Raw genomic sequence first — 21,766 nt, 5'->3', positions numbered from 1 at the left:
AATATGCAAAACAAAACTCTTGGAAGCACATTAATTGTTGCGGGGACGACAATTGGTGCAGGAATGCTGGCAATGCCTCTTACTTCAGCGGGGATTGGTTTCGGCTGGACGTTAGCATTGCTTATTGCTCTTTGGTTATTACTTTGTTTTAGTGCGTTATTGTTCGTTGAGCTTTATCAAAATGTGGAAAGTGATGCCGGTATCGGTACTTTAGCCGAAAAATATTATGGTAATTTCGGACGTATTGTTTCCACAGCCGTGTTAGTGATTTTTTTATATGCGATTCTTTCCGCTTATGTTTCCGGTGGTAGCTCATTGTTGGCAAGTATTATGCTGACTATTAATGATGCTGAAACAACCAAAAGAATTGCGGGCGTTATTTTTACCCTTGTATTTGGTGCTTTTGTTGTTATTGGCACTACAAGTGTAGATGTTATTAACCGTATTTTATTTTTAACTAAAATCGGTGCGTTTTTATTGGTATTAGCACTGTTATTACCGAATATCTCTGTAAGCAATTTGCTTGAGATGCCGATTGATAATGCATTATTAATTTCTGCAACCCCGGTTTTCTTTACAGCCTTCGGTTTCCACGGTTCAATTCCTAGCTTAAATAAATATTTAGGCGGTAATGTGAAAGCGTTACGTATTTCGATTTTAGTCGGTACGGCAATTCCATTAGTGGCTTATGCATTATGGCAACTTGCGACACACGGTTTATTAAATCAAGCCGCATTTTTACAGTTAATTGAAAAAGATCCGACTTTAAATGGATTGGCGGAAGCAATTCAGCAAATTACCGGTAGCTCGATAATTGGCGGCGCAGTGAAATTATTCTCAGCATTAGCTTTAATTACATCATTCTTAGGTGTGGCATTGGGTTTATTTGAGTGTTTAGAGGATTTATTTAAACGAGTACATATCAATATGCCTCGTATTTCTCTTGGTGCATTAACCTTTATTCCGCCAATGTTATTCGCCTTTTTCTATCCGGAAGGTTTTATTGCCGCATTGGGTTACGCAGGACAAATGTTTGCTTTCTATGCGTTAGTTTTACCGATTGCGATGGTATGGAAATTCCGTAAATTGTATCCGGATGCTAAATACAAAGTATTTGGTGGCAATGTGGCATTATTGATTGCATTATTATTAGCAATATTTATCATTAATGTGCCATTTATTATTGAAGCCGGTTATTTACCGAGAGTAATTGGCTAATGATGAGTGAAAGCGGTCGAATTTGGCTAGAAAATTACAAATTTTGACCGCTTGTTTTAAGTTAACTGTAAATACAATCTAATTGGTTATTATATAAATGAAAAATAAAATTTTAGGCAGTGCCTTGATGATTGCAGGCACAACAATTGGTGCGGGAATGTTAGCGATGCCGCTCACTTCAGCGGGAATGGGATTTGGCGCAACAGTCGCGTTACTTATTTGCTTATGGGCGTTATTAGCTTATACCGGTTTGCTGTTTATGGAGGTCTACCAAACCGCTCCGAAGCAAGATATTGGCGTGGCAAGTTTAGCGGAACAATATTTTGGTATCACGGGGAGAGTATTAGCGACAGCAAGTTTACTAATTTTATTATATGCATTATTAGCCGCTTATATTACTGGCGGCGGCTCGCTACTTTCTGGCTTATTACCTCAAATTGGCGATGCGCATACTACAACTCAAGTCGGTATTTTGCTCTTTACCATTCTACTTGGTTCGTTCGTGGTAATTGGTATTAAGGGGGTTGATGGTTTAACTCGTTTATTGTTTATCGGGAAAATCGTTGCGTTTGTTTTTGTATTGCTAATGATGTTGCCAAAAGTTAAATTGGAGAATTTAACCGCAGTTCCTCTCGATAATTTATTTGTCGTATCAGCGATTCCGATTTTCTTTACTTCATTCGGTTTCCACGTGATTATGGCGAGCATCAATACCTATTTAGATGCAAATATTCGTAAAATCCGTATTGCAATTTATATCGGTACAGCGATTCCGTTAGTGGCATATTTATTATGGCAGCTTGCAACGCACGGTGTATTAACTCAAGCAGAATTTGTGGAAATCTTAAAACAAGATCCAACGCTAAACGGTTTAGTTAAAGCAACCAGCCAAATTACCGACAGTACAATTTTAGGTGAAATGGTGCGTTTATTCTCAGCACTTGCATTGATTACCTCGTTCTTAGGTGTGGCAATGGGCATTTTCGAGTGTGTTGGTGATTTATTAAAACGTGTGAATTTACCGGCAAATCGTTTATGGCTGAGCTTAGCGACCTTTATTCCACCGGTATTGTTTGCATTATTCTATCCCAACGGATTTATCGCAGCGTTAGGTTATGCAGGCTTGCTATTTGCATTCTACGGAATGTTATTACCAATCGGTTTAGCATGGAAAGCTCGTAAGCTACATCCTAATTTAGCTTATCGAGTCATTGGCGGTAATACAGCACTTGTGATTGCGTTAATCGCCGGTGTCATTATTATGATTATTCCGTTCTTTATTCAGCTAGGTTACTTACCACAAGTTGCCGGCTAGTTAGAAAAAACAAGCGGTTAGAAATTGCAAAAAATTTGCAGATTCTAACCGCTTTTTTATTTATCTTTAATCTTGCTGATGTTATTTTGTTGAGAATGGATGTGCTATTGAAGCACGTTATATTTTAGAGATAAAAAGATGACAAATACAACGTTGAAAAACCAACTTGCCGAATTTAACTTGCAACAAAAAAATGGTTTTACCGTCACAGAAGTCGTTACGTTGTTACGTCAACGTAGCGATTTTTATGATCAGCTATTACTGAATTTATGGCAACAATTCGACTTTGCAGCACGCCAAGATTTAACGCTTATTGCTGTAGGAGGCTATGGCAGACAAGAAATGTTTCCATTGTCCGATTTAGATATTTTAGTAATTACAGCACGAACATTAGATGATGAAACGCATTCAAGACTGAATGACTTATTTAATTTGCTATGGGACAGTAAATTACAAGTCGGCGCGAGTATTCGTACGCTTGAAGAATGTATTGAGATCGGCAAAAGCGAATTATCGGTGGCGACCAATATGTATGAAGGGCGTTATTTAATCGGTAATAAAGCGCTATGGCAGGCACTATTCGAAAACTTATATGCGGAAGATTTCTGGCCGATTGATTGCTTCTTTAGCGCTAAAATGCAAGAGCGAAATGAGCGCTATGCGCGTTATCATAATACCAGTTATAACCTTGAGCCGGATTTAAAACACACTCCGGGCGGGTTGCGAGATCTACATTTGATTGCTTGGATCTCATTAAGACACTTTGGTACTTATGCGTTTGAAAGTTTATTGAATAAAGGGATTATTTTCCCTGAGGAATTTAGTGAACTGAATGAAGCGCAAGCGGTGCTCTTCCGGATGCGCTTTGCATTGCACTTACAGCTTAAACGCTATGATAACCGTTTGCGGTTTGACCGCCAATTACAGCTAAGCGAACAGTTAGGCTATCAAGGCGAGGGAAATCAGCCGGTTGAAGCAATGATGAAAGCGTTCTTTCAAGCTACTCAATCCATTTCGCAACTGAGCCAATTGCTACTGGATAACTTCGAGCAAATTATTCTCGGTCAGCAAAATGTTGCCGAAAAACGACCGCTTGATCAGAACTACTATTTACAAGGAACAGAGATTGTTTGTCGTCATCGCCGATGTTTTACGCAAGATCCGGTATCAATTTTAGATCTTTTTTATCATTTAGCGCAGCATCCGGAAGCTAAAGCTAATGCTATCACACTACGTAATTTACGATTGGCATTAAAAAAACAGCAACAGCCGTTATCTATGGATGCTGAAGCTAGAGCCCGTTTTATCTCGTTATTTTCTCAGCCGAAGGTGGTGGAACGTGCGATTATACCAATGCATCAATTGGGCGTGTTATCCGCCTATTTGCCACAGTGGGACGGCATTAAAGGGCTGATGCAGTTTGATCTGTTCCACATCTATACGGTTGATGAGCATACGATTCGTGTTATGCAGAAATTGGAAAGCTTTTTAACTGATGATGCTGAAGAATTACATCCTTTATGCTGTAAATATTTCCGGGCTTGTACACATAAACCTATTTTGTATCTTGCGGCATTATTCCATGATATTGCGAAAGGCCGAGAAGGTGACCACACTCAAGTCGGAGCGGTCGATGCTTATCAGTTTGCTGTATTACACGGTTTTTCCGAAGCGGAAGCGCAACAAATCACATGGCTAGTGAGAGAGCATTTAACCATGTCATTAACTGCACAACGCCGTGATATTCATGATCCTGCGGTAGTGAAAAGTTTTGCAAAAATAGTGGAAAATTCGACCGCTTTAACCGATTTGATGTGCCTAACTATTTCGGATATTTGCGCAACTAATGAAAGTTTATGGAATGATTGGAAGCGTTCTTTGTTTACGCAACTTTATCAATTTACTATCGAGGAACTAGAAAAACGACTGGATTATCAACGTGTTAGCCAGCAAAATCGTTTAGATGCGTTAGAACTTATGAGGTTTGCCTTATCACCTCTAGAACGAACACGCTTGCAAGACTTTTGGGCGCCTTGTCCTGATAGTTACTTTTTACGTAATACGCCAAAGCAGCTAGTTTGGCACGCATTGGACTATCTCAAACATAAAACGTTACCAATGGTATTAGTGAGTAACGAATATGCACGAGGGGCGACCGAAATTTTTGTGCACTGTAATGACCAACCGCAATTATTTGCGCGTATTGCTCAAGCGTTGAGTCAGAAAAAGATCAGTATTCACGATGCACAAATTATCACGGGTGATAATGGCTTGGTATTCGATAGCTTCATTGTCACGGAATTAAGCGGAGCAGAGCTTGACCCTTCTCGTTGTGAACAAGTTCGTCAATCTTTGCAGCGAGTACTGACCGATGCGGAAAGCGTAACGTTTAAATTATTGAAAAAACCGGTGAAACATCAATCTTTTAAACGCACAACCAAAGTTAAATTTCTCTCGGATGAACATCCAAACCAAACCTCATTCGAGTTATTTACTTTAGACAGAGATGGGTTACTTGCCCAAGTTAGCCATATTTTCGGACAATTAGAACTCGTCTTGGTTAATGCAAAAATTACGACTATCGGTGAACGGGTAGAAGATTTCTTTGTGGTTTGTACTGCTCAAAATCAAGCGTTAAGTAAAGAGCAGCAAAAACAGCTGAAAGCCAGTTTGTTAGCGGAATTAGATTCTTAGCATAAAAAAGACCGCTTATGAGGTGATACTCGAATAAGCGGTCTTTTTTCGATGAAATTTTACGATTTTAATAAGCCGGAAGAACCTTCCGAATAATCTCTCGGTTGATCTTCACTATTTTCATGTTTGAGTGGAAGTTGGGATTGTTTGAAAAAAGCGATTTGTTCAGTTTCAGGTAATAGTTTTTCCGAACTTTGCGCTAAATGCTGATACAATTTTTTGTAATCTTCAGCAAGTGTTGAGAGTAAAGCGGCGGATTGTTCAAAATGTTGCTCAAGCTGTTGTTTTTGTTCTTCCACTTTCGCTTTAGTTTCTTTTAACTCATTTTCGAGTTGAATATGTTGCTTCACATTGCCCTTAAAAGCACGTACAATCACGCACCCTACAATGATGCCAATCACAAAGGCAACGCCAATTGCAGACCAAACATCTAGTGTCCATTGTCCCATCATAATAGATTCCTCTCAGTAGTGAAAACTTAGCTTTTTGTATCATGTTCCGTTAGGCAAGAGAAGGGATTTAAGCGATTAAATTCTGAAAATTTGAGCTTTCCGACATTTTTTAGATTTAATGCAAAAAAACTTAGCTTTTTAGGTAAAATATCTGTATAATGCCTCCACCCTGTTTTGTTTGGACTTTCCCGCCGAACAAGTTTGGTTAGATTTTGACTCGAAGGGGTCGGATTCTACCCGTTATATAGGTAATTCACTTGTTTATAAGTGGATTGGGTTATAACTAAAATTATTGGTATTTAATTAATGAAAACTTTTGTAGCAAAACCAGAAACCGTCAAACGTGACTGGTATGTAGTAGATGCGACAGGTAAAACTTTAGGTCGTTTAGCTACTGAATTAGCACGTCGTCTTCGTGGTAAACACAAGGCTGAGTATACTCCGCACGTTGATACAGGTGATTACATCATCGTAATCAATGCAGAGAAAGTAGCTGTAACTGGTAATAAAGAAAATGGCAAAATCTACTACTGGCACACTGGCTATGTAGGTGGTATCAAAGATGCAACCTTCAAAGAAATGATTGCTCGCCGTCCAGAAGCAGTGATTGAGATCGCAGTAAAAGGTATGTTACCGAAAGGTCCATTAGGTCGTGAAATGTTCCGTAAATTAAAAGTTTACGCAGGTAGCGAACATAACCACGCTGCACAACAACCACAAGTTTTAGATATCTAATCACGGAGCATCGAAAATGACAGCAGCAAATCAAAACTACGGCACAGGTCGCCGCAAAAGCTCTTCAGCTCGTGTATTTATCAAACCGGGCAGTGGTAACATTACCATCAACCAACGTTCTTTAGACGTTTACTTCGGTCGTGAAACTTCACGCATGGTAGTTCGTCAACCATTAGAATTAGTTGAGTTATTAGATAAATTAGATTTATATATCACTGTTAAAGGTGGTGGTATTTCTGGTCAAGCAGGTGCGATCCGTCACGGTATCACACGTGCATTAATGGAGTACGACGAAACTTTACGCCCTGCATTACGTGCAGCGGGCTTCGTTACTCGTGACGCACGTCGCGTTGAACGTAAAAAAGTGGGTTTACACAAAGCACGTCGTCGTCCACAATACTCAAAACGTTAATTTCGAGTATTACCGATATACGAAAGTATTATCAGCATAAGGCAGGATTATTCCTGCCTTTTCTGTTTTTATCGCCTGACAAATGCTAAAATAAGTCAAATTTTTAACCAAGGTTTTTTTATGTTAGTCATTATTTCTCCTGCCAAAACATTAGATTTTGAAACGCCCGCACCTAATTTTTCATTTGCAAATTCTCAACCGATATTAACCGCTTATAGCCAACAACTGATTGATATCTGTAAACAGTTCTCACCAGCAGAATTAGGTTCTTTAATGTTGATTAGCGATAAACTTGCAAGTCTGAATGTAGCTCGTTTTGCTGAATGGCAATTAGAACACCACGAACAAAATGCCAAAGCGGCTTTATTTGCATTTAAAGGTGATGTTTATACCGGACTGAATGCGGAAACCCTTACTCAAGCGCAAGTAGAATATGCACAGATGCATTTACGTATGCTATCCGGCTTATATGGCTTACTCAAACCGCTTGATTTAATGCAGCCATACCGCTTAGAAATGGGAACGAAGCTCGCTAATCCGAAAGGCAAAGATCTTTATGCGTTTTGGAGTGAGATTATTACCCAACATTTACAGGCTGCGATTGATGAACAAGGCGATAGTATCTTAGTGAACCTTGCTTCGGATGAATATTACGGTGCGGTAAAAGCAAAACAATTGCAAGCAACCATTATTAAACCGGTATTCTTAGATGAAAAGAACGGCAAGTTTAAGCAAATCAGTTTTTATGCGAAAAAAGCGCGTGGTATGATGGTACGCTTTATTTTAGAAACGCAACCGACTAGCGTGGAACAATTAAAAGCCTTTAATTATGGTGGCTATTGGTTTGATGAGGAGTCTTCCAGTACAACGGAACTCATCTTTAAACGTGAGGAGCAAGCATAATGCGTTGGCTTTTTCTTGTAGGATTTTCGGTATTTTTGACCGCTTGTAGCCTAACCCAAAAGCAATTTGATTTACCTGAAAAAGTGGATTTCCAAGGTAAGTCTTATGTGAAGGTAACGGATAATCGTATTGATGAAATGCGACAGTTGCTCTATTTACCGGCTAATGGAAAACAAGATCCCGAACATTGGAATAATGGGATTTTATTTTTCTTAGATCAAAATTCTCAAGGAAAAACTTTGCAACAGCGGGTAGCACTTCGTCAAGCTGCATTTGCGCAACAAAATAATACGCAATCTAAAGTAAGTATCGAACAGCAAGAATTGCGCAGTGAAGTGATTTATCCGCCGACAGAACGTTTTAATGACGTATTACTTGAAGTCTCTCGAGGTAAAGATTTGCAGTGTGGCTATGGGCAAATTCAGTATTCGGACAAACGCACTGTGGTTGCAAAAAAATGGCAAAATTCGATTGTTTATCAAGGCTCATTAGTCCAATTGGCACAGCAGCTTGCGGCAATGCCATGGCTAATTACTTGTAAGTAAGGACAAATAATACATACTTGGGAGAAGTATGGAGCAGCAATATATTAAATTAGTGAAAAGAGCGGCAAATCTTGCGATTTTGGTGGCTTGTTTGCTAATTGTCATTAAGGCGTTTGCATGGTGGAAAACCGACTCAATTTCGGTTTTAGCGGCAGTAACCGATTCGGTTGTGGATTTATTAGCCTCGATTACTAATATTTTAGTATTGCGCTTTGCACTTTTGCCGGCGGATGAAAACCATGCTTTCGGGCATGGAAAAGCGGAATCGCTTGCAGCTATTGCTCAAAGTGCGTTTATCGGCGGTTCAGCGGTTTTCTTAGTGCTACAAGGCGTTCATAAATTGATACACCCACATTTTATGGAAGGCTCGGAAATAGGGATAGTCGTCAGCCTGATTTCTATTATCGTGACCGGCGCTTTAGTGTGGTATCAAAAACACGTTGTGGTTTTAACTAAAAGTCCGATAATTGCAGCGGATTCTCTACATTATCAAACAGATTTATTAATGAATGCTGCGATTTTAGTCGCTATGTTGCTAAGTCTGTATGGCTTTGTTTATGCTGATGCGATTTTTGCAATTGGGATTGCTCTGTATATCGGTATTAATGCTTTTAAAATGTTTTGGGAAGCGGTACAAGTACTACTAGATCAAGCATTACCACAGGACGAAATCGATCAAATTTTAGAACTTGCCGCACATCATGAGCGAATTATCGGTATGCACGATTTGCTTACTCGCCAAGTAGGAGCTGTGCGTTTTATTCAACTTCATTTAGAGCTGGAAGATAATCTGACTTTACGGGAAGCACATGATATTACCGATTCACTGGAGCAAAAAATTCTAGCGATTTTCCCTCGTTCGGAAATTATCATTCATCAAGAGCCGACCTCAATTGTTCAGCAAGAACTTAAATTAGGACAAGTAAAAGATTATGTACCAAGTTATCGCTAACTTTAGTTATCAAGGTTTTAAAAGCGATCCTGTCACGCTAATTAACCAAATTATCAATCAATGGCGTTTTAACGGACAGATTATCGGCAGAGAATTTGCGGTGACTTACCATCAAAATCCGCAAGCACATTTTCAAGTACGAGTTTCAACTCCGGAGCAAATCAGTCTGATGCCGGAATGGAATAGTGCAGAAGTCAATGAAGCATTATTACAGGCAGAGGAAAATGGCGTAAAATTCGATTCGTTTGAGATTGTCGGCAGAGATTATCAAGCGGAACAAACCAGCGAATTTGAACAACAGGTATTCCAAATTCTTTATACCACCCATTTAGATAGTTGCTCGCCGGTTTATGGCGGTGAGGATTTTCGTGCGATTCCACTCTATAAGGCAACTGAGCAACAGCAACAGCTTGGCAAACAGTTGATTAAATGGCAAGAAAATTGGCAAGCCTGTGATCAGCTACAAATGAATGGTGGTGTACTAGAACAGCAGGCTTTAGAGCAAATCAGCGAAGTAGATAGTGAATTATCACGAACGGGAATGGCGCTATGTCATCAACTTGAAGCGCTAAGCTGTGTGCCGACTTTCTATTATTTATATCGTTTAGGTAATGATTTAACTGTAGAACATCAGCGCAAATGCCCTAAATGCCAAGGAGAATGGAAATTAGCACAACCGTTGCATCAAGTGTTCCACTTTAAGTGTGATAAATGTCGTTTAATCTCTAATTTAAGCTGGGAAGTACAATAATATAACTTTTAGTAGTGCTATAAAATGATAAAGTTATATTGAAGATATAGGGCGAGAGTTATATTCTCGCCTTTATTTTTTATTGCGTTGGAGATTCAGATGATTATCCTTAATTTAGCTGTGTTTACAGCGTTACTATTCCTACTGTATAAGAAATACGCAAAAATTAGGACAAACTGTTTTTGTCGGCTTATTACTTGGGGTGGTAAGCGGTGCAATTTTGCAAAATTTTTACCAAAAGTCAGAAATTGACGCAATGTTAGAGTGGGTTAATTTAGTTGGCAACGGTTATGTGCGTTTATTGCAAATGATCGTGATACCGTTAGTGTTTATTTCGATTTTGTCTGCGATTACCCGTCTAAAACAAGTGGGATCATTGGGTAAAATCAGCTTTAGTGTACTATCGGTTTTATTGATTAGCACCGCAATTGCTGCTGCAATCGGTATTGCAATGGTGTATTTATTTGATTTATCAGCGGAAGGATTAGTAGCCGGAGAGAGAATTAGCCGCGCAAAGCAAAGTGGCAGGGCGTGCAGAGCAAGTATCAAATTTATCTTTACCAGCAATGTTAGTCTCTTTTATTCCAAAAAATCCATTCTTAGAATTAACCGGTGCAAACCCGACTTCAATTATTAGCACGGTAATTTTTCTGTATTTTTAGGTGTAGCGGCATTAAGCCTTGCCAAAGAAGATGCCGCATTAAGTGAACGTATTGCAACCGGGGTGGATACGTTAAATAAATTGATTATGCGTTTGGTCCGTTTCTTGATTCGCTTAACCCCCTACGGCGTATTCGCACTCATGTTAAAAATGGCAGCTACGTCAAAATGGGAAGATATTGTGAATTTAGGTAGCTTTATTGGGGCAGCTTACTTAGCAATCAGTTTTTAGTACATGGCATTCTACTTTTCGTGGCAAAAGTGAATCCGATGGATTACTACAAGAAAGTGCTACCGACCCTTAGCTTTGCTTTTACCTCTCGCTCAAGTGCTGCAACTTTACCGTTAAATATTGAGATGCAAACCGATAAATTGGGTAATAATAATGTTATCGCTAATTTCTCGGCGACTTTTGGTGCAACCATTGGGTAAAATGGCTGTGCAGGGATTTATCCGGCAATGTTAGCAGTGATGATCGCACCAACTGTAGGCATAGATCCGTTTAGCTTCAGCTACGTTGTCACGTTAATTCTGGTAGTAGCGATTTCTTCATTCGGCATTGCCGGTGTAGGCGGCGGAGCAATTTTTGCAGCGATTGTAGTGCTTTCCGCTTTAAATTTACCAATTGAATTAGTTGGCCTATTGATTTCGGTTGAACCGCTAATTGATATGGGACGTACCGCATTAAATGTAAATGGTTCAATGGTGGCAGGAACATTAAGTAACAAGTGGCTTAATCGAGCATAACAAGCGGTGATTTTGGGCAAAAATTTTACGAAATTTGACCGCTTGTCATCAAAAATAGAAAAGGGGCGTAAGCCCCTTTGTTATTGATATGAATAGTAGAATTTATTCCACCCAACTAATCACATCTTCAGCCGGTTTACGGTATTTTTTGGTAATCGGTTTCGCACGATAACCGAAGGTCACCATACAAGAAACACCGTATTCATTAGCATCAAATAAACCTTCTTTCGCTAAGATTTCGTTTACCACATCATAGTTAAAGCCTTCAATCGGGCAAGAATCAATCCCAATCATCGCCGCACCGGTCATCATATTGCCAAGAGCAATATATGTTTGTTTTGAACACCAATCGAATAAGGTGCGTTCACTTTCTAATACCTTAATATCATCGGTTTGGAATGATTTATAACGGGCAATAGTGGCTTCCATTTGTTCCGGTGTTAAGCCTCGTTTAGATAAGCCTTGACGGAAGAAATCCGAATCATAGCGCGCATTTTTCTTAGCTAAGATCACGATTAAATGGCTCATTTCGTTCATTGGGTGTTTGATTCCCCAAGAAACAGGCGCAATTTTTTCACGGATAGCCGCATTTTGCAGCACAATGAATTTCCAAGGTTCGGAACCCACAGAACTTGGTGATAATCTACCGAGTTCTAAAATATATTCCATATCTTCACGGCTGATTTTTTTAGCCGGATCGTAGCTACGACAAGCAGCACGGAAGCTAAATACGTCTAGAACGTCTTGTTTGGCAATATGTGACATAATTTCCTCATTTATAGTTGTAGTAAACGCTGTGATAATACGCTTTTCTCAACTATTAAGCTAATGCTTCATAAAAGCAAATCACCAAACTTTGTTTTATTTCTAATTTTTGCAAAAAAAACTCCAAAAATAAACCGCTTGTATAGATAAATCATTCAAATTAATTGTTTTTGCGAAACCTTAAAAATCAACACTTTAGCCTAACTTTACATTTACTTTCTTCAGACAAAGTATTATCATCACAATAATTTTTCATCAATATATTTAGAGGATAGGTAATGCAGCACCTAAAAGAATTAACAGAGAAAGCAAGAAGTGCTTTAGATGCCTTAGATCAAGGTTTAGATGCGTTAGAAGAGTTCCGTGTTGAATATTTCGGTAAGAAAGGTCATTTTACTGCGTTAATGCAAGAATTACGCAATGTTTCGGCGGAAGAGCGTCCGGCAATCGGTGCGAAAATCAATGAAGCGAAGCAAACGATTCTTGATATTTTAAATGCAAAAAAAGAAGCATGGGAACAAGAAGCATTAAATGCAAAATTAGCGGCAGAAAGTATTGACGTATCATTACCGGGTCGCAAAACCGAATTAGGTGGTTTACACCCAGTCTCAATTACGATTGAACGTGTCGTAAAATTCTTCTCTGAATTAGGTTTTACCGTAGCGAGCGGTCCGGAAATCGAAACGGATTACTATAACTTTGATGCGTTAAATATTCCGGCGCACCACCCGGCTCGTGCGGATCATGATACGTTCTGGTTTGATGCACAACGTTTATTACGTACACAAACGTCAGGCGTGCAAATTCGTACTATGGAAAATATGCAGCCGCCAATCCGTATTGTGGCACCAGGCCGTGTATATCGTAATGACTACGACCAAACACACACACCGATGTTCCACCAAATAGAATTACTTTATGTGGATAAAAAAGCAAACTTTACCGAGTTAAAAGGTTTGATTCATGATTTCTTAAAAGCGTTTTTTGAAGAAGATTTACAAGTGCGTTTCCGTCCGTCATTCTTCCCATTCACTGAGCCTTCGGCTGAAGTGGATGTAATGCGTCAAAACGGTAAATGGTTAGAAGTGTTAGGCTGCGGTATGGTGCATCCTAACGTATTACGCAACGTAGGTATCGATCCGGAAGAATATAGTGGTTTTGCGGTAGGTATGGGAGTTGAGCGTTTAACGATGTTACGATACAACGTAACAGATTTGCGTTCATTCTTTGAAAATGACTTACGTTTCTTAAAACAGTTTAAGTAGAAAATCTTCCTTAGCTCCTCTTTATTCAATAGAGGAACTGAATGATAGGTGAGAAAGAAAGTTCCCCTCTTTTGTAAAGAGGGGGTAGGGGAGCTTTAACAAGCGGTGAAATTTCCCAAAAATTTTACAAATAGGACAGAAATAAATGAAATTTAATGAATCTTGGTTGCGTGAGTGGGTAAATCCTGCTGTATCAACAGAGCAATTATGCGACCAAATTACCATGTTAGGTTTAGAAGTCGATGATGTTGAGCCGGTTGCCGGTGCATTTAGCGGTGTGGTTGTAGGTGAAGTGGTTGAATGTGCTCAACACCCAGATGCGGATAAATTACGTGTCACTAAAGTGAATGTCGGCGGTGATCGTTTATTAGATATCGTATGTGGCGCACCAAACTGCCGTCAGGGCTTAAAAGTGGCTTGTGCAATGGAAGGTGCGGTATTACCGGGTAATTTTAAAATCAAGAAAACCAAATTACGTGGTCAGCCGTCTGAAGGTATGCTTTGCTCATATTCTGAATTAGGTATCAAAGAAGATCATAGCGGTATCATCGAATTACCGGCGGATGCGCCAATCGGTAAAGATTTCCGTGAATATTTAGATTTAAATGATGTGGCAATTGAAATCAGCTTAACCCCAAACCGGGCGGACTGCTTAAGCATTGCCGGTATCGCGCGTGAAGTAGGCGTAATTAACCGAGCGGGAGTAAAAGCACCAGTGATTTCAGCCGTACCTGCAACGATTGCAGACAAAGTTGCTGTAGAATTACAAGCACCGGAAGCTTGCCCGCGTTACCTTGCTCGTGTTGTGAAAAATGTAAACGTAAAAGCAGCTTCACCATTATGGCTACAAGAGAAATTACGCCGTTGTGGTATTCGTTCAATCGACTCGATTGTCGATATTACTAACTTAAGCCTGTTAGAACTTGGTCAACCGATGCACGCTTTTGATGCGTCTAAAATTGATGGTGCTATCCAAGTACGTATGGCAAAAGAGGGTGAAGAATTAGTTTTATTAGACGGTACAACAGCAAAATTACAGCCAAATACTTTAGTAATTGCCGATAGCAAAGGTGCATTAGCAATGGCGGGTATTTTTGGTGGTGAAGCAAGTGGTGTAAATGAAAATACGACTGACGTAGTATTGGAATCTGCATTCTTTGCACCGTTAGCGATTACCGGTCGTGCACGCCAATATGGCTTACACACCGATGCATCACACCGTTTCGAACGTGGTGTTGATCCGCAATTAGCACGTGATGCAATGGAACGAGCAACCGCATTATTACTTGAAATTTGTGGCGGGGAAGCGGGCGAAATCGTTGAAGCGGTAAGCGCACAATATTTACCGGTACGCAATACGGTTACCTTACGTCGTAGCAAATTAGATGCGGTAATCGGTCATCACATTGAAGATGAAATTGTAACGGATATTTTAACCCGTTTAGGCTTAAACGTAACCTTTACAAATGATAGCTGGGCAGCGGTAGTACCAAGTTGGCGTTTCGATATTGAGATCGAAGAAGATCTTATTGAAGAAGTTGCACGTATTTACGGTTATAACAGTATTCCGAATAACTCTCCGCTTGCACATTTAACTATGAAAGGCACACCGGAGAAATTATTAGAAGTAAGCCGTATTCGTACTGCATTAGTGGATAGTGATTATCAAGAAGTGGTGACATATAGCTTCGTTGATCCGAAAAAACAATCATTATTGCATCCGAATCAAGAAGCGTTAATTCTACCTAACCCGATTTCAAGCGAAATGTCAGTAATGCGTTTATCGCTATTAACCGGTTTATTAGATACAATCGTTTACAACCAAAGTCGTCAGCAAACACGTGTTCGTATTTTTGAAGGCGGTTTACGCTTTATTCCAGATGCAACAGCAGAATCAGGTGTTCGTCAAGAATTCGTATTCGGTGCGGCAATTGTCGGTGATAAACGCCCGGTACATTGGGAAAATAAAGGTGAAGCAGCAGACTTCTTCGACTTAAAAGGTGATATGGAACGTGTATTATCGTTAACCTCAGCACGTCATGATTTGCAATTTGTGGCAAAACAGTTCCCAGCATTACATCCGGGGCAATCTGCGGCAATTATGTTAGATGGCAAAGAAATCGGTTTTATTGGTTCGATTCACCCATGTATCGTACAAAAACTGGGTATCAAAGGTAAACCTGTTGTATTTGAGATTCTAAGCGATGCAATTGCAAATCGCCCCGTTCCAACGGCAAAAGAGATTTCTAAATTCCCTGCGAATAACCGTGATATTGCAGTTGTGGTAGATGAGAATGTACCGGCTGGTGATGTATTAGCAGCATGCCGCAATGCAGGCGGCTCAAAATTAGTTGCGGTAAACTTATTTGATGTTTACCGTGGCGCAAATTTAGAAGCTGGTAAAAAAAGTTTAGCAATCAGCTTAACGGTTCAAGATACTGAAAAAACGCTTGAAGAAGAAGAGATTTCAGCTGTAACTCAAGCGGTCTTAGCTGAATTAGCACAACGTTTCCAAGCATATCTAAGAGATTAGATTTAAGGATTATTTTTATGGCACTCACTAAAATTGAACTCGCAGAAAGCCTCGTTGAAAAATGTGGCTTTGATAAACGTATCGCTAAGCTCTTTGTAGAGCAATTTTTCGAAGAAATTCGTAGTTCTCTAGAGAAAGGCGAAGAGGTTAAACTATCCGGTTTCGGTAATTTCTCACTACGTGAGAAGAACGCTCGTCCGGGGCGAAACCCTAAAACCGGGGAGACTGTTGCTGTGACAGCTCGCAGAGTAGTGGTATTCAAGCCCGGTCAGAAGCTTAGAGATAGAGTCGAAAATGTAAAAGTGAAGGCATAAACAGCATAGCATTCTACAGGCGAAATAAGGCCTGTAGGATGTTTTTTTATAGGCAGTGACATATGATTAAATTCAACAATAAAAAACGATTTTCTTCATTTGCTATCTTAGCTTGTGCAGCGCTATTAACAGCATGTTCAAGTAGTGACAACACATCAGGACCAATTAAGGCAAGAGCAGGAATTTTCCGTACTCATCACAGTACTTTATCAGATCCGATTATGGCGATTAGCAGCTTGAGCGAACAGCAACATGAGTGGAAAGGTACGCGTTACCGTTTAGGCGGGAATAGTAAAGCGGGCATTGATTGTTCTGGCTTTATGCAAGTGACATTCCGTGATTTATTTGGAATTGACTTACCGAGAACGACTTCAGAGCAGGCCAAAGAAGGGACGAGAATCGATCGTGATGAGCTTAGAACCGGCGATTTAGTATTCTTCAAAACAGGACGAGGTCCTAACGGTAAACATGTTGGTGTATATGTAAAGAACGGGCAGTTCTTACATGCTTCAACCAAGGGAGGAGTTATTTATTCAGATATGAACTCACCATATTGGTCGAGAACCTTCTGGCAAGCTCGTCGTTTATAATTTAAAAATATGACAGAGATCACATTTTTAGAAAAAATATCACAAATTTATTGGAATAAAATTTGAAAAATTTAATAAATTGACGTATTCTATACGTACTTAACAAAAAGTGTTGTGTTCAACAACCAATTTCATAAATTTGCTTTCCGAGTAGCCCCTAGTTGAGGGGCTTTTTTTATACCTAAATTTGTATAAGCGATTGAATTTCTTATCTTTTTTGTCAATTTGACTCAAGCAGTAGCAAATAACAATCCGACCGTAAAACGGGCGGTTTTTAGGCTACCCTATAAGGGCCTAGGACTTCACAAGCCCCTCAAGGGGCATGTGAAAGACTGACAACTGCACAATAACACCATGGCTTACCCCTTAAAGGGGTCTATATATTCTTTCTTCGATAGACTATCTGAAATCATATCTTCCTTTTCTTGAATATTCCTCGACTACTTTTGTATTAAGCCTACCATACTCACATAATATCCCTTTGCCCAAAAATTTCGGTTTCCATACTTCTACTTCAGATTCGCATGCTTTTCGAATATTATCAGCGAAGATTTTCCTTTCAAATATCCCATAAAACTTGATATTGCCAATTTCGGGGGAATCTTTACGAGCATATGAATATGGTTCTTCATTGCATGTGCTTTGATAATTTCCACATTTTTATAGTGACATAATTGCTTTAATATCCTTCTATATCCACTCGCAATTTACCATAAATCACTTTTCTTCTATATTTGGGAATAAAAACAATAGGATACTTACAGTTCCATCTGGTGTGTGATAGACTTGAATCGTCATTGGATTTACTTACCATGACCTATCCTCCTATATGTTGAATTTTGGTTGTCAGCCACATTCATTATAGGAGGATTTTTTATTCTCTCATCGCTTAAGCTCTTTGATTCCACACGCATAGCATATGTTTTTTATAGCTAGACATAGTCTAGCTATAATAAAAAGCCTCCTTTAAGGAGGCTTTTGGCATTTTTATTTTTGAAAATATTGTAATAATGGTTCAGGATTTTGAATATATGGCGTCAAATCTTTCTTATTCGGATAAGCGATATAAGGAATTTGACCAAGTAACGGCGCTTTAATTTCTTGACTCAATAATTCGATTAATTCTGCATAGTGGCGTAAACCTGGGTTAATACGATTTGCAATCCACCCAACTAACTGAACACCTTTCTGTTTAATCGCCTGTGCGGTTAATAGCGCATGATTAACGCAACCCTCTTTAATTCCCACCACTAATACGACAGGCATTTGATTATTCTTCACCCAGTCAGCAAAACTTAAATCTTTATTGATCGGAGTTAGCCAGCCATAAGTACCTTCAACCACAACATTCGGATAATTTTGCTGTAAACGGGTTAAATCTTGGTTTAATTTTTCTTCTTGAATATGGTGAACGGCATCCAATGCAGCAAATACTGGCGTACTGGAGTGAATAAAGGTATAACTGTTAATTTCTCGATAAGCAACGGGCGTAGGACAACTATCCAGAATCGTCAATACATCCGGATTATCTTCGCTAGCATAGTCTGCTTGATTAGGTTCTGTCGGAAGAGAATCATCGCCGCCACAAGCAATCGGTTTATAACCAACCGCCGCAAATTGATTGGCAGCTAATGTTTGTAAAATAGCACGAGTAACAATGGTTTTTCCCACATTGGTATCCGTGCCGGTAATAAATAATGAAGGCATATTTATTTCTCTATTATCTAAAAATAACAAAAAAGTTACAAAATTGCCTAGATTTTAGCTCAAGTTTTAAAGTTGAATGATGTCCTTGATCAAATTTCCTTCATAAATCCCTTGTTTTATTGCGGAACAAGCAATAAGTGGACTATTCCATTCAAATTGACTGGTTACCAAGTCTACTTGGTGGTTACCGATAAGTAGTTCATTTTGCAATTTTTGCTGAATTTGTTTGAATAGAATATGTTTAATACGTAAAAGCGGCGAGTTAAGCATAATTTTTTCAGTTGAAAAAATATTAATCAGATTCATTAATACATAAGCCAAATTATCACTAATATGCTCCAGAATCATCAGTGCAGCTTCATTTTGCTGTTCAATTTGTTCACATAAATACTGAATTTTTTCATTGTACTGAGTAAATTTATTCGGTAGATAACGATCAACTAAACGGATAATAGCAGGGAAGGTAACCTGATGGTTAAGCTGATAGCGCTGGATTTCGTCACAATCACTTGGTGCGGCAATATCACTCAACGAGCTGAATTTTGGCATCAGCATTTTATCCACACTCATTTTTGATTGTTGATGAAGTAAATTACCACGTAATAAGACACTTAGATTTACTGCTTCATCTAGCTGCAAGAAAATTACGTTATCATTATTAATTAAGCTACCTAAAGTTGATTCCGTTAAAAGCCATAATTGAAAATGCTCATTTAATAAAATAGGACAATCGAATTGTGCTTTTAATGTTTCCACAAATGCACATTCGATAGATGTATCACCTAAACGTGTAATCTTACTATGTTCAGCATTAATTTGCCCAACAACACTAATTGATACGGCTAATATTCGATTTGTCTCCATCGGCGAATGCCAGAAAAGATCATTTAGACAAGTTTGTAAGTAGTTATCAAGTTGCGGATAGTCTTTGGAAGAAAGAGGGTAACGTTTGGTTTGAATTGGTTTGCCATTTAATTCGCACAATGAAATTTCTACGTTATCTGGAGAAAGGGTAAAATAGAGTAATTGCCAGAAAAAATTAGATACGGCTAAGCCTACAGCAGGTCTGCCTCGTGAAGTGTTATTTTGTACCGTACGTTCCAAGATAAATTTATTATCAATTAATGATTTGGTGAGATTCGTAATTGAAGCTGGTGCTAAGCCCGAGAGTTTAGCAAGATCTGTACGCGAAATAAGTTCAAATTGTTCCACTAGTCGATAAATTGTACCAAGATGTTGGGTTTTATTATCAGAAATCATAGTATAATCCTTAGGTTAAACGGTATTTCATACTTATAAGAAGAAGCACCGCTATTAAAATTTACAAAAGCAAACACTCCATAAGATAATTATTTTTGCTTCAATACATTTGAAGTACAACCACTTTATTGTAATTCTGTGAGTTAGCTCACATAATTAATTTTTATTTTTTGAAAAAATTAACTAAAAAGAGCATACAAATGAATCAGAACATTCACTATATTTGGGTTGGTACCAATCAAAAATTAGCCGAAGTTTGCCGAAATGTAAGTCAAAAGCCAGCAGTTGCATTGGATACGGAATTTATTCGTACTCGTACTTATTATCCTAAATTAGGTTTGATTCAATTATTTGATGGTGAACAGGTGAGTCTTATTGATCCAACCACGATTGATGAGTTTTCGCCTTTTATTGAGTTATTAGCAGATCAACAAGTAGTAAAAGTTTTACACGCTTGCAGTGAAGATCTCGAGGTTTTCCAACATCGCTTTAAACAATTGCCGACGCCATTGGCGGATACACAAATTATAGCGGGTTTTGCTGGAATCGGTGTTTCGATGGGATTCGCTAAATTAGTAGCGCATTATTTACAAATTGAACTGGATAAAGGTGCATCTCGTACAGATTGGTTAGCCCGTCCTTTAAGTGAAGAGCAATTACAATATGCGGCAGCGGATGTATGGTATTTATTACCGGTTTATCAACGCTTAGTTGCGGATCTTAATGTTACCTGTTGGCAGAATGCAGTAGAAGAAGAGTGCCAAACTCTCTTGGAAAAACGTCAAAATTTACCGAATAGTTCAAAAGCATATAAAGATATTTCTAATGCATGGCGTTTAACTTCAGCACAATTAGCTGTGTTACAAGTTTTAGCCAAATGGCGTATGGAAGAAGCGGAGAAACGCGATTTAGCGCTTAACTTTGTGGTAAAAGAGCAGAACTTATTTGAAATCGCCAAAATACAGCCTAAACATACCTCGCAGCTATTGGAGTTTATGCACCCTAACGAAGTACGCATACATGGCAAAAAATTATTATTGTTGGTCGAACAGGGCAAAGCAGTTGCAGAGGAAGATTATCCGCCAGCGATTTTGCGTCTTGTTGATGAACCGGGCTATAAACACAGCTTGAAATTATTGCAGCAAAAATTAGCAGAAATTAGACCACTTGATCTTGCTCCTGAATTATTAGCAAGCAAGCGCCAATTAAATCAATTATTTAGTTGGTTTATTCAAGGGCAAAATCCGGATAAATTGCCGGAATTGCTCAAAGGTTGGCGAGAAGAGTTCGGTATGCAACTAGTACAAGTTCTCTAAAATTAAACCTTAGATGTGAAAGGGAAAGATTAGCGTAACAAGCGGTAAAATTTCCCTTATTTTTTGCAAACTCAATTAGACCAATGCGCTTAAACCCTGTACAATGACTCATTAGCACAAAAAACTATAAAGGGTAAAAAATGGAACATAAAAAACTACCTAAAGCATTAGATGCGATTGATTTAAAAATACTGAATGAGCTACAACGTAACGGAAAAATTTCTAATATTGAGCTTTCTAAACGTGTTGGTTTATCACCGACGCCTTGCTTAGAACGTGTAAAACGTTTAGAGAAGCAAAATGTGATTATGGGATATCGTGCGTTGCTTAATCCAGAATTACTGGAAGCACCATTACTGGTGATTGTAGAAATCACTCTTGTACGAGGTAAACCGGATGTGTTTGAGGAATTTAATCGTGCTGTGCAACAACTGGATGAAATTCAAGAGTGCCATTTAGTTTCCGGTGATTTTGATTATTTGCTCAAAACACGTGTAGCGGATATGGCGGCTTATCGTAAATTATTAGGCACGACTTTACTTCGTTTACCCGGTGTGAATGACACTCGTACATACGTGGTCATGGAAGAAGTAAAACAAACTAATTATCTCTTATTAAAATAAGGAGTGAGT

General features: G+C 38.9%; 19 protein-coding genes and 2 pseudogenes. 16 read left to right on the top strand and 5 right to left on the bottom strand.

What is annotated here, in order from left to right:
• Positions 1-3: 3 nt before the first annotated feature.
• The 3 genes from C228_RS0101730 (at position 4) to glnD (ending at position 5,227) form a co-directional block, all read left to right on the top strand.
• Positions 4-1,218 carry an aromatic amino acid transport family protein gene (locus C228_RS0101730; protein ID WP_018650988.1) on the top strand — a complete coding sequence of 405 codons (1,215 nt, stop codon included), beginning with the start codon at positions 4-6 and terminating at the stop codon, positions 1,216-1,218.
• Positions 1,219-1,315: 97 nt separating this feature from the next.
• Positions 1,316-2,533 carry an aromatic amino acid transporter gene (locus C228_RS0101725; RefSeq protein WP_018650987.1) on the top strand — a complete coding sequence of 406 codons (1,218 nt, stop codon included), beginning with the start codon at positions 1,316-1,318 and terminating at the stop codon, positions 2,531-2,533.
• A 138-nt stretch (positions 2,534-2,671) separates the two neighbouring features.
• The gene (gene glnD / locus C228_RS0101720; RefSeq protein WP_018650986.1) at positions 2,672-5,227 is read left to right on the top strand and encodes a bifunctional uridylyltransferase/uridylyl-removing protein GlnD; all 2,556 of its coding nucleotides are present in this window, start codon (positions 2,672-2,674) and stop codon (positions 5,225-5,227) included.
• Between the two features lie 59 nt (positions 5,228-5,286).
• On the opposite strand, the gene C228_RS0101715 is transcribed toward glnD, so the two are convergent.
• The gene (locus C228_RS0101715) at positions 5,287-5,676 is read right to left on the bottom strand and encodes a Z-ring associated ZapG family protein (RefSeq protein ID WP_026313133.1); all 390 of its coding nucleotides are present in this window, start codon (positions 5,674-5,676) and stop codon (positions 5,287-5,289) included.
• Between the two features lie 309 nt (positions 5,677-5,985).
• Here C228_RS0101715 and rplM point away from each other — a divergent pair, with 309 nt between their 5' ends.
• The 7 genes and pseudogenes from rplM to C228_RS13140 all read left to right on the top strand — a co-directional run bounded on the left by rplM (position 5,986) and on the right by C228_RS13140 (position 11,384).
• Positions 5,986-6,414: a 50S ribosomal protein L13 gene (rplM, locus tag C228_RS0101710; protein ID WP_018650984.1), complete on the top strand. Its 429-nt coding sequence runs from the start codon at positions 5,986-5,988 to the stop codon at positions 6,412-6,414.
• 16 nt (positions 6,415-6,430) lie between these two features.
• Positions 6,431-6,826 (top strand): 30S ribosomal protein S9, encoded by a 396-nt coding sequence (gene rpsI, locus C228_RS0101705; protein ID WP_005622826.1) that lies wholly within the window; start codon positions 6,431-6,433, stop codon positions 6,824-6,826.
• 120 nt (positions 6,827-6,946) lie between these two features.
• Positions 6,947-7,729, top strand: a complete 783-nt coding sequence (yaaA, locus tag C228_RS0101700) for a peroxide stress protein YaaA (protein ID WP_018650983.1) — start codon at positions 6,947-6,949, stop codon at positions 7,727-7,729.
• On the top strand, positions 7,729-8,274 hold the full coding sequence (locus C228_RS0101695; RefSeq protein WP_018650982.1) for a hypothetical protein: 546 nt from the start codon (positions 7,729-7,731) through the stop codon (positions 8,272-8,274). Before yaaA ends, C228_RS0101695 begins: the two co-directional genes overlap by 1 nt.
• A 28-nt stretch (positions 8,275-8,302) precedes the next feature.
• Complete coding sequence (locus C228_RS0101690; protein WP_018650981.1) at positions 8,303-9,226, top strand: cation diffusion facilitator family transporter; 924 nt, start codon at positions 8,303-8,305, stop codon at positions 9,224-9,226.
• Positions 9,207-9,977, top strand: a complete 771-nt coding sequence (locus C228_RS0101685; protein ID WP_018650980.1) for a Zn-ribbon-containing protein — start codon at positions 9,207-9,209, stop codon at positions 9,975-9,977. The genes C228_RS0101690 and C228_RS0101685 overlap by 20 nt, the downstream gene beginning before the upstream one ends.
• Before the next feature lie 202 nt (positions 9,978-10,179).
• A pseudogene (locus tag C228_RS13140) lies at positions 10,180-11,384 on the top strand (cation:dicarboxylate symporter family transporter).
• Positions 11,385-11,486: 102 nt separating this feature from the next.
• Here C228_RS13140 and C228_RS0101660 read toward each other — a convergent pair.
• Positions 11,487-12,149, bottom strand: a complete 663-nt coding sequence (locus C228_RS0101660; RefSeq protein WP_018650979.1) for an NAD(P)H-dependent oxidoreductase — start codon at positions 12,147-12,149, stop codon at positions 11,487-11,489.
• Between the two features lie 278 nt (positions 12,150-12,427).
• Here C228_RS0101660 and pheS point away from each other — a divergent pair, with 278 nt between their 5' ends.
• The 4 genes from pheS to C228_RS0101640 all read left to right on the top strand — a co-directional run bounded on the left by pheS (position 12,428) and on the right by C228_RS0101640 (position 16,851).
• Positions 12,428-13,414, top strand: coding sequence for a phenylalanine--tRNA ligase subunit alpha (gene pheS, locus C228_RS0101655; protein WP_018650978.1), 987 nt, complete (start codon positions 12,428-12,430; stop codon positions 13,412-13,414).
• Between the two features lie 145 nt (positions 13,415-13,559).
• Positions 13,560-15,947, top strand: coding sequence for a phenylalanine--tRNA ligase subunit beta (gene pheT / locus C228_RS0101650; RefSeq protein ID WP_018650977.1), 2,388 nt, complete (start codon positions 13,560-13,562; stop codon positions 15,945-15,947).
• Between the two features lie 17 nt (positions 15,948-15,964).
• Positions 15,965-16,261 (top strand): integration host factor subunit alpha, encoded by a 297-nt coding sequence (locus tag C228_RS0101645; RefSeq protein WP_005596864.1) that lies wholly within the window; start codon positions 15,965-15,967, stop codon positions 16,259-16,261.
• A gap of 62 nt (positions 16,262-16,323) precedes the next feature.
• Complete coding sequence (locus C228_RS0101640) at positions 16,324-16,851, top strand: NlpC/P60 family protein (protein WP_018650976.1); 528 nt, start codon at positions 16,324-16,326, stop codon at positions 16,849-16,851.
• Between the two features lie 359 nt (positions 16,852-17,210).
• Here the strand turns inward: C228_RS0101640 and tnpA are convergent.
• The 3 genes and pseudogenes from tnpA to C228_RS0101630 all read right to left on the bottom strand — a co-directional run bounded on the left by tnpA (position 17,211) and on the right by C228_RS0101630 (position 19,818).
• Positions 17,211-17,665: pseudogene (tnpA, locus tag C228_RS13135) on the bottom strand (IS200/IS605 family transposase).
• 173 nt (positions 17,666-17,838) lie between these two features.
• Complete coding sequence (bioD, locus tag C228_RS0101635; protein ID WP_018650975.1) at positions 17,839-18,558, bottom strand: dethiobiotin synthase; 720 nt, start codon at positions 18,556-18,558, stop codon at positions 17,839-17,841.
• A gap of 66 nt (positions 18,559-18,624) precedes the next feature.
• Positions 18,625-19,818, bottom strand: coding sequence for an ROK family protein (locus tag C228_RS0101630; protein ID WP_018650974.1), 1,194 nt, complete (start codon positions 19,816-19,818; stop codon positions 18,625-18,627).
• A gap of 200 nt (positions 19,819-20,018) precedes the next feature.
• On the opposite strand from C228_RS0101630, the gene rnd reads away from it, so the two are divergent.
• Both rnd and lrp read left to right on the top strand, forming a co-directional pair.
• On the top strand, positions 20,019-21,134 hold the full coding sequence (gene rnd, locus C228_RS0101625; RefSeq protein WP_018650973.1) for a ribonuclease D: 1,116 nt from the start codon (positions 20,019-20,021) through the stop codon (positions 21,132-21,134).
• A 140-nt stretch (positions 21,135-21,274) separates the two neighbouring features.
• Entirely contained in the window at positions 21,275-21,757 is a 483-nt protein-coding gene (lrp, locus tag C228_RS0101620) for a leucine-responsive transcriptional regulator Lrp (protein WP_005596879.1), read from the top strand.
• The last annotated feature ends 9 nt before the right edge of the window (positions 21,758-21,766 follow it).

Origin of the sequence: Actinobacillus capsulatus DSM 19761, from assembly GCF_000374285.1 — a bacterium.
GTDB classification, from domain to species: Bacteria; Pseudomonadota; Gammaproteobacteria; order Enterobacterales; family Pasteurellaceae; genus Actinobacillus; species Actinobacillus capsulatus.
The sequence above is the reverse complement of the archived record's forward strand: the minus strand, read 5'-3'. Positions and strand labels throughout refer to the sequence as shown.

Bases quoted from the DNA above. Each gene is read 5' to 3' on its own strand.
- C228_RS0101730 (WP_018650988.1), top strand. From the start codon at position 4: ATGCAAAACAAAACTCTTGGAAGCACATTAATTGTTGCGGGGACGACA.
- C228_RS0101725 (WP_018650987.1), top strand. From the start codon at position 1,316: ATGAAAAATAAAATTTTAGGCAGTGCCTTGATGATTGCAGGCACAACA.
- glnD (WP_018650986.1), top strand. From the start codon at position 2,672: ATGACAAATACAACGTTGAAAAACCAACTTGCCGAATTTAACTTGCAA.
- C228_RS0101715 (WP_026313133.1), bottom strand. From the start codon at position 5,676: ATGGGACAATGGACACTAGATGTTTGGTCTGCAATTGGCGTTGCCTTT.
- rplM (WP_018650984.1), top strand. From the start codon at position 5,986: ATGAAAACTTTTGTAGCAAAACCAGAAACCGTCAAACGTGACTGGTAT.
- rpsI (WP_005622826.1), top strand. From the start codon at position 6,431: ATGACAGCAGCAAATCAAAACTACGGCACAGGTCGCCGCAAAAGCTCT.
- yaaA (WP_018650983.1), top strand. From the start codon at position 6,947: ATGTTAGTCATTATTTCTCCTGCCAAAACATTAGATTTTGAAACGCCC.
- C228_RS0101695 (WP_018650982.1), top strand. From the start codon at position 7,729: ATGCGTTGGCTTTTTCTTGTAGGATTTTCGGTATTTTTGACCGCTTGT.
- C228_RS0101690 (WP_018650981.1), top strand. From the start codon at position 8,303: ATGGAGCAGCAATATATTAAATTAGTGAAAAGAGCGGCAAATCTTGCG.
- C228_RS0101685 (WP_018650980.1), top strand. From the start codon at position 9,207: ATGTACCAAGTTATCGCTAACTTTAGTTATCAAGGTTTTAAAAGCGAT.
- C228_RS0101660 (WP_018650979.1), bottom strand. From the start codon at position 12,149: ATGTCACATATTGCCAAACAAGACGTTCTAGACGTATTTAGCTTCCGT.
- pheS (WP_018650978.1), top strand. From the start codon at position 12,428: ATGCAGCACCTAAAAGAATTAACAGAGAAAGCAAGAAGTGCTTTAGAT.
- pheT (WP_018650977.1), top strand. From the start codon at position 13,560: ATGAAATTTAATGAATCTTGGTTGCGTGAGTGGGTAAATCCTGCTGTA.
- C228_RS0101645 (WP_005596864.1), top strand. From the start codon at position 15,965: ATGGCACTCACTAAAATTGAACTCGCAGAAAGCCTCGTTGAAAAATGT.
- C228_RS0101640 (WP_018650976.1), top strand. From the start codon at position 16,324: ATGATTAAATTCAACAATAAAAAACGATTTTCTTCATTTGCTATCTTA.
- bioD (WP_018650975.1), bottom strand. From the start codon at position 18,558: ATGCCTTCATTATTTATTACCGGCACGGATACCAATGTGGGAAAAACC.
- C228_RS0101630 (WP_018650974.1), bottom strand. From the start codon at position 19,818: ATGATTTCTGATAATAAAACCCAACATCTTGGTACAATTTATCGACTA.
- rnd (WP_018650973.1), top strand. From the start codon at position 20,019: ATGAATCAGAACATTCACTATATTTGGGTTGGTACCAATCAAAAATTA.
- lrp (WP_005596879.1), top strand. From the start codon at position 21,275: ATGGAACATAAAAAACTACCTAAAGCATTAGATGCGATTGATTTAAAA.